Source organism: Capnocytophaga sp. oral taxon 412 str. F0487 (assembly GCF_000271925.1).
GTDB classification, from domain to species: Bacteria; Bacteroidota; Bacteroidia; order Flavobacteriales; family Flavobacteriaceae; genus Capnocytophaga; species Capnocytophaga ochracea.
This window is the reverse complement of sequence record NZ_AJZR01000010.1, coordinates 1-12272: the sequence shown is the minus strand read 5'-3', so window position 1 is coordinate 12272 and position 12272 is coordinate 1. Positions and strand designations below refer to the sequence as shown.

Genomic DNA, 12272 nt, shown 5'->3' with positions numbered 1-12272 from the left:
TTCTAATTTCCTCATTTTCTAATTTCCTCATTTTCTAATTTCCTCATTTTCTAATTTCCTCATTTTCTAATTTCCTCATTTTCTAATTTCCTCATTTCCTCATTTCCTCATTTCCTCATTTCCTCATTTCCTCATTTCCTCATTTCCTCATTTCCTCATTTCCTCATTTCCTCATTTCCTCATTTCCTCATTTCCTCATTTCCTCATTTCCTCATTTCCTCATTTCCTCATTTCCTCATTTCCTCATTTCCTCATTTCCTCATTTCCTCATTTCCTCATTTCCTCATTTCCTCATTTCCTCATTTCCTCATTTCCTCATTTCTGTCATTATTTATTTTTTTTCGCTTTCTCCCTTGCTAATTTTTATTTGTTTTGTACCTTTGCCCAAAAATAATAAGCACCTCAACAAAACGAGGTTTTATCAATGAAACGTTTAGTAATATTAGGAGGTGGTGAAAGTGGTGTAGGAACTGCCATTCTCGGTAAGCAAAAAGGCTGGGAAGTATTCCTTTCCGATAAAGGCTCCCTAAAACCTCACTACCGCGAAACTCTTAACAAAGAAGGCATTCAGTGGGAAGAAGGCACACACACCGAAGAGAAAATTCTCTCAGCCGATGTGATTATGAAAAGCCCAGGTATCCCCGATAAAGCACCTATCATCAAAAAAGCTCACGAAAAAGGCATTGCTGTGATTTCTGAAATAGAATTTGCAAGCCAATATACCGATAGCCTCATTGTAGGCATCACAGGTAGTAATGGTAAAACCACTACCACCTTGCTCACCCATCACATTTTCAAAGAAGCGGGATTGCAAGTGGGGCTTGGCGGAAACATAGGTTATAGCTTCGCCGAATTAGTAGCTACCGAAAATCCACCGTATTATGTACTCGAAATCAGTAGCTTTCAGTTAGACGGCATAGAGCATTTCGCCCCTCATATCGCCGTGTTGCTTAACATAACTCCTGACCATCTCGATAGGTACGACTATAAGTTCGAAAACTATATCAACTCTAAATTCCGTATCGCGATGAACCAAACTGAAAATGATTACCTTATCTATGATGCCGACGACGAGGTAATTACACAGTGGCTCAGCACCCATACTATAAAATCTAAACTTATACCTTTTTCTATAGAGAAAGAACTCCCACAAGGAGCTTTCTTAAAAGATAATAAAATATACATTATGTTAGAGAATCAAACTACTGAAATCGACGTTGAAGAAATTAGCCTTCGTGGCAAGCACAACATTAAAAATACAATGGCAGCAAGTGTAGCTGCCCGCTTGGTAAATATCCGCAACAACTCATTGCGCGAAAGTCTCAAAGGCTTTAAAGGTGCTCCCCACCGTCTCGAAGAGGTGAAAGTAGTAGATGGCGTTACTTACGTAAACGACTCCAAAGCTACTAACGTAAATTCAGTATTTTACGCTCTCGACACCATTAAAACTCCTATCGTGTGGATAGTTGGCGGACAAGACAAAGGCAACGACTATAACTCTCTTTTACCTTATGTACACGAAAAAGTAAGAGCTATTGTATGTCTCGGAGTCGATAATACCCCTATTATTCAATCGTTTTACAACACAATAGGCACGCTTGTCGAAACCCGCTCAATGGACGAAGCTGTAAAATTAGCACAAGGTTTTGCTCAAGAAGGCGATACAGTACTATTATCCCCCGCTTGCGCCAGCTTCGACCTCTTTAAAAACTACGAAGAACGCGGAGACCTCTTTAAAGCAGCCGTTCAGAAACTGTAATAATGCGCGAATGGATAGCCTCACATATCAAAGGCGATAAAACCCTTTGGGCGCTCATACTCGTCTTTACCCTCTTCTCCTTCTTGGCGGTGTACAGCACCAGTACCAACTTAGTGTATGTAGTGGGTAAGGGTACTCCTTTTGGCTACCTCATCAAGCACTTGGTGTTTGTAGGGGTCGGCTATCTCACTCTTTATATCGTACATCGTACACCTTATCGTTTTTTCCGTCCCGCTTCTAAACTGGGGCTTATCTTAGCGGTGCTCCTGCTCATCTTTGCAAACCTTTCTGGAAGCACCATCGAAGGGGCAAACGCCAGTCGATGGCTCAGCGTAGGGGGTTTCTCCTTTCAGCCCTCCACCTTCGCAATGGTAATGCTGATGGCTTATGTAGCTTCTTATTTAGCTAAAAACTACGGCAAAAAACTCTCTTTCAAAGAAACTATCTTACCCCTGTGGATGCCCGTAGGAGTGATTGCAGCCTTAGTGCTTCTTTCTAACCTATCCACCGCAATGCTAATCCTCAGCTCAGTGCTGATGCTCACTTTCTTGGGTCGTTTCCCAATGAAACATATCTTTTCAGCTATAGGCATTGCAATTGTTTTCCTTGCACTTTTCTTATTAGTAGTAAAAGCCTTCCCCGAAGCTTTCCCCAATAGGGTAGATACTTGGATGAGTCGTATCGAATCGTTTATGGGAGGCGAGGACAACAAAGAAGGCTATCAGATAGAACGTTCCAAAATGGCTATTGCCAAAGGAGGTATAATGGGACAAGGAGCAGGTAAAAGCACAATGAAAAACTTCCTCCCTCAAAGTTCCTCCGACTTTATTTATGCTATCATCACCGAAGAATATGGCTCATTAGGAGCTATCGTTATAATGGTGCTTTACATACTATTGCTCATTCGCATTGTAGTCATCTCACAAAAAGCACCTACCCTCTACGGACAGTTATTAGTATTAGGCTTAGGTTTCCCAATACTCTTGCAAGCAATCATTAATATGGGAGTAGCAGTAGAACTCTTTCCCGTAACGGGGCAGAACCTACCTCTCATCAGTAGTGGGGGTACATCACTATGGATGACGTGCTTAGCCTTAGGGTGTATTCTCTCCGTAAGTGCCCAAAAGCGCAAAGACGGTAAGATGGAGAAAGACAAACCCGAAGCTGACGTAGAGGAAGAACTCGCTGAAAGCGCTCTCAGACAAATGAAAAATGCGAACCGCACAGGCGATTAACTTTTAACTTTTCACTTAACTAAAAATGCCCAAAGGAGTATTACTCGTAAATTTAGGATCACCCGATTCCTTCGCAATAAAAGACATTAAACGATATCTAAAAGAATTTTTAATGGACGAACGCGTCATCGACCTGCCTTACCTATTGCGCTATGCTTTGGTACACGGGGTTATTCTCAATACGCGTCCACCTAAAACCAGTAAAGCCTATCAAAAAATATGGTGGAGCGAAGGTTCTCCTCTTATTGTCATTAGTCGTTGGCTTACTGAAAAAGTACAGCGTAAAGTCTCTGTACCCGTAGTATTAGCTATGCGCTATGGCAACCCAAATATCGCCAATGCACTAAAAGAATTACACAGCAAAGGAGTTGATGAAGTACTCCTCATTCCTCTTTATCCTCAATACGCAATGGCTACTACCGAAACCATTGAAGTCCTCACCGAAAAACTCATCAAAGCCTCTTATCCTAATATGCGCCTCACCAAGTTTCCTGCTTTCTTCCATCGCCCCGAGTATATCGAGGCTTTAGCGCAGGTAGTACGCGCTCATTTAGGGACAGCTCCTTTCGACCATTTGCTCTTTTCTTATCACGGTGTACCCGAGCGCCATCTCTACAAAACCACACCTACCTCTGCACACAAACACATTGTAGAAGGTGTAACTTGTTGCGACCCTTACAGCGAAGAAGGAAGGCACTGCTACCGCAGTCATTGTTTTGAGACTACTCGCTTATTGGCAGAAAAGTTAGGATTAGAAAAAGGAAAATACTCACAAGCGTTTCAATCGCGCTTGGGAAAGGATAAGTGGATTACCCCTTTCACTTCCGATAAAATTATAGAACTTGCCCGAAATGGTGTAAAGAAATTAGCGGTCATCGCTCCTGCCTTTGTCGCCGATTGCGTAGAAACTCTCGAAGAAATAGAAATAGTAGGAGGTAAATCTTTCCGCAAAAATGGTGGCGAAAATTTTAAAATGATTCCCTGCCTCAACGACTCCGACCTGTGGGTACAAGCTCTCTCCTCTTGGATTAATGAAGAGACAAGAGATGAAAGATAAGATTAAAACTTTTCGGACGACTTCTTTTTTAATTTTAGCTAATTAATTCCTATCTTTGTAATCTGAAACGCTTAAAATATTTCTAATGACCGATTACCTTATTGCTAAAAGCATACATATCATCTTTGTAGTGAGCTACTTCGCAGGGCTTTTCTATATGGTGCGACTATTTATCTATCACACCGAAGCCTTGGAAAAAGATGACCCCGAACGCTCAATTCTCCACAAACAATTCAGCTTTATGGAAGAGCGCTTGTGGAACATCATTACCGTGCCGGCGCTGGTGCTGATGACTCTTAGCGGACTCTATATGCTATACGACGATGGCGAGTGGACGCTTATTAAACAAGGATGGTTTCACGTCAAACTGCTATTCATCGCCTTTTTGTTTGTATATCATTACTATTCTTGGCGCATAATGAAACGACTCCAAGCGGGGCGCGCCTCTCTTACTTCGGTACAACTGCGAATGCTCAACGAAGTAGCGACAATTATCCTCTTTGTGGTGGTTTTTGCCGTGATACTAAAAGGCTTATTCATTACCTATTGGTATTTTTCTTTAATAGCTTTTGTAGCAATGGGGGCTCTGATAATGTTAGTAGTGAAATTGGTCAATAAAGGAAAGAATTAGCATATTTGAAAATTAACATTTTAGTCAATGAGTGCGTCGCAAACTCAGCCAAAGTTTCAAATACAATCTACACTTCTTTTTTAATTGTTTGATTTGAATAGATTTGTTTGATTTCTAAGGCACAAACCTTATCCTTTTTAATTTCTTTGTTGAATTTCTATAGCGTAAGCTTAATATGCAACAACTAAAAAATACTCCTATAACCTCTCTTCCTGCTCTGGCGCAACAAATCCGCAACCGCATTATAGAGGTTATTGCTACACGAGGTGGGCACTTAGGTGCAAGTCTCGGAGTGGTAGAGTTTACTATTGCGTTGCACTATGTGTTCGATACTCCTCACGATATACTAGTATGGGACGTAGGGCACCAGAGTTATGCTCATAAAATCCTCACCGGTAGAAACCAGGCTTTTACGCATATACGTGAGCGAGAAGGTATCAGTGGTTTTCCTAAACGAGACGAAAGTCAGTACGATGCTTTTGGTACGGGACACTCATCTACCTCTCTTTCTGCTGTCTTGGGTATGGCAATGGCATCGGCTTTGGCAGGCGATAAAGAGCGACAACATATAGCCGTGATAGGTGATGCTTCTATTGTGAGTGGTATGGCTTTCGAGGCTCTGAACTATGCAGGCACCACCGATGCCAATATGCTCATTATACTGAACGACAATGCAATGGCTATCGATCCCACCGTAGGAGCATTCTCTCATTACCTTGCCCAACTGAAAACCGAACACGCTACCCGCAGTGCCTTTTTTAGTGCTTTGGGGATTACCTACAAAGGCGTAGTAGACGGGCACAACCTCCCCGCGCTCATCTCGGCACTCAAAGCCGAAAAGCAAGCCAGTGGAGTGCGCCTCCTGCACGTAGTCACCACCAAAGGTAAAGGATACCCCAAAGCCGAAGCCTCACAAGTATTTTTCCATTCCCCTTCACAATTCGATAAAATCACAGGCAACCCTCTGCCTGAAAACTCTGCTCTCCCTGCTAAATATCAAGACGTAGTAGGGCAAACCCTCACCGAACTCGCCCAGCAGAACCCCAAGATAGTTGTCATTACCCCTGCAATGAGTAGTGGTAGCGGACTCACGGCTATGCAAAAGGCATTCCCCGATAGGGTAATGGACGTGGGTATTGCCGAACAACACGCGGTTACCTTTGCTGCCGGTTGGGCTACACAAGGTTTTATACCGTACTGTGTGGTATATTCCACATTTTTACAGCGCGCTTACGACCAGCTTATCCACGATGTAGCCCTCCAAAACCTGCCCGTAATATTCTGTATAGACCGTGCAGGACTCGTAGGCGAAGACGGTGCCACCCATCACGGAGTGTTTGATATGGCATTCTTACGCCCTATTCCTAACCTCATTATCGCTTCACCGCGTAATGCCACCGAGTTGCGCAATTTGCTTTATACCGCCCAGCAATCGCTCGAGCACCCTATTGCGATTCGTTATCCTCGTGGTCGTTGTACACAAACCGATTGGCAACAACCTTTTCAACAGCTAATTATAGGCAAAGGCGAACAGCTAAAAGAAGGTAGCGAGATAGCCGTACTCACCATTGGCGCCATTGCCGAAAATGTACAACAACAGCTCACTCAAACTGCTGAACCCGAAAAATATGCCCATTACGATGCCCGTTTTCTCAAACCTTTGGACGAGGCGATGCTACATCATATCTTCCGTTCTTATAAAAAAGTAATCACAGTAGAAGAAGGAAGCACAGGCGGTTTAGGCAGTGCGGTAGCCGAATTTGCTACCCAGCACAGCTATACCACTCCGCTGAAAATTATCACCCTTCCTGATAGTTTTATTCCTCACGGCAAAGTAGAGACGCTCAAAGAAGAGTTTTTAAAAATTAGAGATCTAGCAGATTGACAAAATAAGCCAATGTGTGAAAGAACAAAAACTGCTTTTTCTTCAACCATTTCACGTTTTTAACACTTTTCCCTCAACAGTTTTAAAAGCCCTTTCTTCCTATTGACATTCAACTAACTAACACCTTTCCTTCGTCTTAGGTTCGTCTTTCCTTCGTCTTAGGTTCGTTCTTCCTTCGGTTAAGCTTCAGTGAAGAGACAAGTATGATAAATCTTTTATTTAAATGAATAATAACATTTTAACTCTTTTTACAGTGTAAGAGACTATGTTGTATTTTTCTTTTTAATAATTGAAAAAAATACATACATTTAACAAACATTAAGATTTTTTCAGCAATCTGTCAAGCTTCCAATTTTCTAATCTGATAATTACTTCTCATTCTATACCTCTCCCCTACTATTACATTTTCATTACGCTTTGTCTGTCAAGCATTCACCAGCTATATTCATTCCATTTTACATTTATTAGTTCATTTGCTAATTGCCAAATTAGCAAATTATCATTACCTTTGCCCCCTGAAATATTTAGCACGATTCTCTGTATGAAAAAACTCATTGTTCTACTGTTTCTTACCTCCTTTACCGCTTTTGGGCAAGTGCGCAAAGCAAGAACGTACGAAGCCCCTGTAAAGTCCGATACGGTAAAGGTAATGAAAGATACCGAAGCGTTAAAGTTCACTTTCAACCGTTTTAAATTAGCACAACAAAAATGGTTCAAATTTAATCAAGTGAGCCTTAATATGAGCGAGGTAGCTTTTTCTAATTGGAGTGCAGGAGGAGAAAGTTCTATTTCGGGGATATTTAATGCCAAATTCCGTCGTCGTTATACCGAACGCACTTTCTTTTGGGACAACGAATTAGAAATCAACTACGGTATTAATGCTCAAAAAGGACGCGAAGTGCGCAAAACCGACGATAAACTCTCACTCATCTCATCGTTTGGCTATCGAGGCGACTCACAGTCGTTTTGGTATTACACGGCGCGCTATCAGTTTCTTTCACAAATCAGCAACGGGTACAACTATCCCGATGTAGAAAAGCCTATCTCCAAATTTTTTGCCCCTGCTTATATCACCTTTGGTTTGGGTACTGAATATGCTCCTTCAAAGATAAAATTCAGTATTTTCCTTTCACCTATCACACTTAAAACTACTGCTGTACTCGACCAACGTTTAGCCGATGAAGGTGCTTTCGGGGTAGAAAGAGCCCAGCGTGCTCCTGACGGTACTATTCTGAAGAAAGGTAAGCGTACTCATAACGAACTCGGTTTTTCAGTGTCCGGTCGCTGGGACAAGAAAGTGATGGAGAATATGATACTCAATACTTCCTTCAACTTTTATGGCGATTACCTTAAAAACTTCGGAAATATAGATGTGGATTGGGAAACTAATCTCAACTTGAAGGTAAATAGCTACGTGCAAGCGCGTATAGGGGTGCATATCAAATACGACGACGATGTAAAGTTTTATTCCTACAAAGCACCTAATGGTGAAGTGCACAACTATGGAGCACGCACTCAGTTCAAGCAAGTATTAGGAGTAGGAGTACTATATACTTTTTAAGTGATGTTTTTAGAGAATACAGTAAACGACAACGAAAAGACAGGCTGGATAGAAGTAATATGCGGGTCGATGTTCTCAGGCAAAACCGAAGAACTGATTCGCCGATTACGTCGTGCCCAATTTGCAAAACAGAAGGTAGAGATATTTAAACCCAGTTTCGACACGCGTTATGATGATACCAATATCGTATCGCACAACGCCAATGAAATTCCATCTACACCCGTAGAAGCCGCTGCCAGCATTATGCTTCTTGCCGATGGTTGCGATGTGGTAGGCATAGACGAAGCACAGTTTTTCGACGACGAGATAGTACACGTGTGCAATGAGCTCGCCAATCGCGGGGTACGTGTAATCGTAGCAGGACTCGATATGGACTATAAAGGAAAGCCCTTCGGACCTATGCCCTTCTTAATGGCTACTGCCGAGTATGTTACTAAGGTACACGCTGTTTGTACACGTACTGGCAACCTCGCCAATTATAGTTTTCGCAAAGTTTCTAACGACCAGCAACGCTTGTTAGGAGAAGCCGATAGCTATGAGCCTCTCAGTCGCGCTGCCTTCTATAAAGCAATGAATGCTAAGAAAACAAAAGAATAATAACCGCACTTAAAGTACTTAATTGATAAGTTATTTTGGTATATTTAGGGTATTTTCAAACTTGCTAATCTGCTAACTTGCCAATTTGTAATTATTTTGTACTTTTGTCTGATTTTTAAAATGAAGTAATATAAACAACCATTATGAAAAAGAAAAATCCTATTACTTGGGTGCCTACCACCTATTTCGCTATGGGGCTTCCCTTTGTGATGCTTTCATTAGTTTTTCCTATTATCTTCAAAGGATTAGGTATTCCTGACGACCAGAACGCTTTTTGGACTTCTTTACTCATCTTACCTTGGTCATTAAAACCTATTATCAGTGTAATAATGGAGCTCTATGGTACTAAAAAACAATATATTGTCATTACCGAACTAGTATCAGCAGCTTTATTCGGTTGTATTGTCTTTTCGTTACCTCTGCCTAACTTTTTCACTGTGTGTTTAGCCTTATTAGGAGTGATTGCCCTTAGCGGTTCTACTCACGATATTGCAGGTGACGGAATGTATATGGAACAATTGGACACAGCTACCCAAAGTGTATATTCTGGCTGGCAAGGTGCTTTCTATAACTTAGCAAAAGTGCTTGCCAATGGTGGTCTTATCTTCTTAGCAGGTTGGCTCGTAAAAGCAAAAGGTATGAGTGTAATTGCTTCTTGGCAACTGATTCTTAGCATTTGTGTTGCTATTTTAGGTCTCGTAGGTCTATATCACCTTTATGCTTTGCCAAAAGATACTAAACCTCAGCAAGCCGGTGATTTTAATGTAAAAATGAAAGAACTATGGGGTATTTTTGTAGCTTTCTTCCGAAAGAAATATATTTTTTATTATTTGTTTTTTATATTCTTATACCGTTTTGCAGAAGGATTAGCTATGAAGATAGCCCCTCTTTTCCTCATTGCTAAAACTGATAAAGGAGGCTTAGGGCTCACCGAACAAGAATATGGCTTAGTATACGGTACTGCGGGAGTTATTGCTTTTATTGTAGGCTCTATTTCAGCTGGCTATTTTGTCTCTCGTGTAGGGTTGCGCAAAGCTCTTTTCACTTTGGCGTGTGCTTTTAATATTCCATTTGTAGTGTATCTACTTTTTGCTTATTTCTTGCCCTCTCACTTGCCTACTATCGCTTTGGGAATTGTAGGTGAGTACTTTGGTTATGGCTTCGGTTTTGTAGGTCTTACCCTCTTTATGATGCAACAAATAGCTCCTGGTAAATACCAAATGGCTCACTATGCTTTCGCCAATAGCCTGATGAACTTAGGAGTGATGGTTCCTGGTATGATTAGTGGTTTCCTCAGTAAATATTTAGGATATCAACACTTCTTCTTATTGGTAATGATTTGCACTATTCCTGCACTATTAATCACTTGGAAAGTGCCTTTTACTTATGACTCCAAGCAGAATAAAATAGATAAAAAAGCTCATTAAACCTGCTTCTTAGAGCATTTTTAAAGTCTATAATATCAATACTTAAAAGCCTTTACCTAAATACTGATTAGGTAAAGGCTTTTAAGTTATCATTCTTCCTCCTTAGTAAGTTTTATTTCTTTGTCTCCCAATCAAAAGGAAAGAGCTCTGAGCGTGTATGGCTTTGTTCCATAAATCGCTCTATTTTCTTCACTATCTTAGGATATTTCTCGGCGAGGTTGTGCTGTTCAGCAGGGTCAGTAGTAAGGTCGTACAACTCAATAGGAGCGTTTTTATCTTTATTCACGTTTAGGCGTACTCCTTTCCAGTTTTTATAACGCACTGCTTGTCTACCTCCCATTTCGTGAAACTCCCAATAAAGGTATTTATGCTGTTGCTGTTGTTTCTTCCCTAAAAGCGTAGGTAAAAACGACACCTGATGCCTATTAGGCACATACTTCTGATGCGTAATCTCAGCAAAGGTAGGCATCATATCCCAAAAAGCCCCTATGTGGTCGCTTACGCTACCTGCCTTTATCTTGTCTTTCCAATACACAATGTAAGGGGTACGTATACCGCCTTCGTACAAGTCGCGTTTAATACCTCTCAATCCTGCTGAGGAGTTGAAGAACTTAGGGTCAGCACCACCTTCGCGATGTGCCCCATTGTCGCTCGCAAAGATAATAATGGTATCCTCATCAAGCCCTTTAACTTTAAGGAGCTTGCGTATTTCTCCCAAATACTTGTCTAACCGACTCACCATAGCCGCATAAGTGGCATAAGTATGCGGTTGCGACATATAACCTGCCCAGCCAAAAGGTTTAGGAGTAATCTTGTCGTAATCCACCCCTTTATAAGGTTTCTTGGGGAGATATTCGTACGAAGCGTAAATACTGTCGTGAGGCACTACCAATTCGGCGTGTGGAAGTGTATAAGTAAGCCACATAAAGAAAGGCTTTTCAGCTGTTTGTTTGCCTATATAATCCAATATTTTTTCTTGTATGAGGTCTTCGCCATAAACCTCTTGGCGCTCATAGTTTCCGTTTTCGGGAATGAGCACCTTTTCATTGTCGTGCCACAAGAAAGCAGGATAACGGCGATGAGCGCGGAACTGCGAGTTATAACCAAAAAAAGTATCAAACCCTTGTTTTAGCGGATTCCCTTCGGAAGGAACGATACCTAAACCCCATTTACCAAAACAACCCGTATTATAGCCTGCTTTCTTAAAAAGTTGTGCTACCGATGGGTCGTTAGCAAGTAAAGGTGCTTGCCCATCTACTGGCTCACGCACTTCTTCATTACCGCGTATGTGCGTTTCACCCGTAGTTTGCCCTGTAATAAACGAAGCGCGAGAGGGCGCACACACAGATGTACCTGTATAAAACTGAGTAAACTTCATTCCTTCATCAGCGAGTTTGCTGAGTTGGGGTGTTTTGATAATTTGCTGACCGTAAGGCTCTATATCGCCGTAACCTAAATCGTCAGCCAAAATAAAGATAACATTAGGAAGTTTTTCTTGTGCCTTGACTCCTATGGTGCATAAGGAAGCTAAAAGGCTTAATAGTAAATGTTTCATAATAGTTAATAATGAGTTATAAATGGTTAATCATTAATGCGACAAAGATACAAAACAATTTACAATTAGCAATAAAATAGACTATCAAACTCACATTAATCAACATTAGTCCGATATGATCATCACCACAACTCCCCTTACGTCTCTATTGTCCCTCTCCTGCGAGTCTCTCTCAAACATCTGATAACTCCCCTTTGGTCGCTACAATTTCCCTTTTGAAGATAGCCAGCGACAACTGAGTATGTGCACAAAGATAGCAGAGTATGCGTAAAGGAGGAGGTTTGTCTCCTTTTCCAGCTTGTCCCCCTTCGGGGGTTCGGGGGCTTACCGAATAAATGACTCGCCACATTCCCCCTCATTGAGAGGGCTAGGGGGAGGTTTCTCCCCTACTGCCTATTGCCTAAGAGCTCATACTTCCCCATTTACTAATTTTCTAATTTGCTAATTCTCTAATTATTTCTTCCCTTTTCCGTCCCTACATTCCCCCTCTTCTTGGGAGAGGGACGGGGTGAGGATTCTCTTTCTTTCGCCTCGAAACCCCGTTTTTACCATTTTTAGCCTTGTT

The 12272-nt window shown here is 41.5% G+C and carries 10 protein-coding genes; 8 read left to right on the top strand and 2 right to left on the bottom strand.

From position 1 onward, the window contains the following. The first annotated feature begins 424 nt into the window (after positions 1–424). From murD to HMPREF1321_RS01685, 8 genes are all read left to right on the top strand, one after another. Positions 425–1759, top strand: a complete 1335-nt coding sequence (gene murD / locus HMPREF1321_RS01720) for a UDP-N-acetylmuramoyl-L-alanine--D-glutamate ligase (protein WP_009421085.1) — start codon at positions 425–427, stop codon at positions 1757–1759. Between the two features lie 2 nt (positions 1760–1761). After that, positions 1762–2994 (top strand): FtsW/RodA/SpoVE family cell cycle protein, encoded by a 1233-nt coding sequence (locus tag HMPREF1321_RS01715; RefSeq protein ID WP_009421080.1) that lies wholly within the window; start codon positions 1762–1764, stop codon positions 2992–2994. A gap of 25 nt (positions 2995–3019) precedes the next feature. Beyond that, on the top strand, positions 3020–4051 hold the full coding sequence (gene hemH / locus HMPREF1321_RS01710; RefSeq protein ID WP_034575478.1) for a ferrochelatase: 1032 nt from the start codon (positions 3020–3022) through the stop codon (positions 4049–4051). 85 nt (positions 4052–4136) lie between these two features. Next, positions 4137–4682, top strand: a complete 546-nt coding sequence (locus HMPREF1321_RS01705; protein ID WP_009421084.1) for a CopD family protein — start codon at positions 4137–4139, stop codon at positions 4680–4682. A 175-nt stretch (positions 4683–4857) separates the two neighbouring features. Beyond that, on the top strand, positions 4858–6567 hold the full coding sequence (locus HMPREF1321_RS01700; RefSeq protein WP_009421081.1) for a 1-deoxy-D-xylulose-5-phosphate synthase: 1710 nt from the start codon (positions 4858–4860) through the stop codon (positions 6565–6567). 541 nt (positions 6568–7108) lie between these two features. Then, complete coding sequence (locus HMPREF1321_RS01695) at positions 7109–8128, top strand: DUF3078 domain-containing protein (protein WP_009411224.1); 1020 nt, start codon at positions 7109–7111, stop codon at positions 8126–8128. A 3-nt stretch (positions 8129–8131) separates the two neighbouring features. Next, the gene (locus HMPREF1321_RS01690; protein WP_009417664.1) at positions 8132–8725 is read left to right on the top strand and encodes a thymidine kinase; all 594 of its coding nucleotides are present in this window, start codon (positions 8132–8134) and stop codon (positions 8723–8725) included. A 143-nt stretch (positions 8726–8868) separates the two neighbouring features. After that, positions 8869–10152 (top strand): MFS transporter, encoded by a 1284-nt coding sequence (locus HMPREF1321_RS01685; protein ID WP_009421083.1) that lies wholly within the window; start codon positions 8869–8871, stop codon positions 10150–10152. Between the two features lie 112 nt (positions 10153–10264). Here HMPREF1321_RS01685 and HMPREF1321_RS01680 read toward each other — a convergent pair whose 3' ends face one another. Beyond that, the gene (locus HMPREF1321_RS01680; RefSeq protein ID WP_009421086.1) at positions 10265–11707 is read right to left on the bottom strand and encodes an arylsulfatase; all 1443 of its coding nucleotides are present in this window, start codon (positions 11705–11707) and stop codon (positions 10265–10267) included. A 172-nt stretch (positions 11708–11879) separates the two neighbouring features. Further along, positions 11880–12056, bottom strand: a complete 177-nt coding sequence (locus HMPREF1321_RS12375) for a hypothetical protein (protein ID WP_009421082.1) — start codon at positions 12054–12056, stop codon at positions 11880–11882. Positions 12057–12272: the final 216 nt, after the last annotated feature.

Excerpts from the sequence above, each read along its gene's own strand:
- murD (WP_009421085.1), top strand. The coding sequence starts at position 425 with ATGAAACGTTTAGTAATATTAGGAGGTGGTGAAAGTGGTGTAGGAACT.
- HMPREF1321_RS01715 (WP_009421080.1), top strand. The coding sequence starts at position 1,762 with ATGCGCGAATGGATAGCCTCACATATCAAAGGCGATAAAACCCTTTGG.
- hemH (WP_034575478.1), top strand. The coding sequence starts at position 3,020 with ATGCCCAAAGGAGTATTACTCGTAAATTTAGGATCACCCGATTCCTTC.
- HMPREF1321_RS01705 (WP_009421084.1), top strand. The coding sequence starts at position 4,137 with ATGACCGATTACCTTATTGCTAAAAGCATACATATCATCTTTGTAGTG.
- HMPREF1321_RS01700 (WP_009421081.1), top strand. The coding sequence starts at position 4,858 with ATGCAACAACTAAAAAATACTCCTATAACCTCTCTTCCTGCTCTGGCG.
- HMPREF1321_RS01695 (WP_009411224.1), top strand. The coding sequence starts at position 7,109 with ATGAAAAAACTCATTGTTCTACTGTTTCTTACCTCCTTTACCGCTTTT.
- HMPREF1321_RS01690 (WP_009417664.1), top strand. The coding sequence starts at position 8,132 with ATGTTTTTAGAGAATACAGTAAACGACAACGAAAAGACAGGCTGGATA.
- HMPREF1321_RS01685 (WP_009421083.1), top strand. The coding sequence starts at position 8,869 with ATGAAAAAGAAAAATCCTATTACTTGGGTGCCTACCACCTATTTCGCT.
- HMPREF1321_RS01680 (WP_009421086.1), bottom strand. The coding sequence starts at position 11,707 with ATGAAACATTTACTATTAAGCCTTTTAGCTTCCTTATGCACCATAGGA.
- HMPREF1321_RS12375 (WP_009421082.1), bottom strand. The coding sequence starts at position 12,056 with ATGTGGCGAGTCATTTATTCGGTAAGCCCCCGAACCCCCGAAGGGGGA.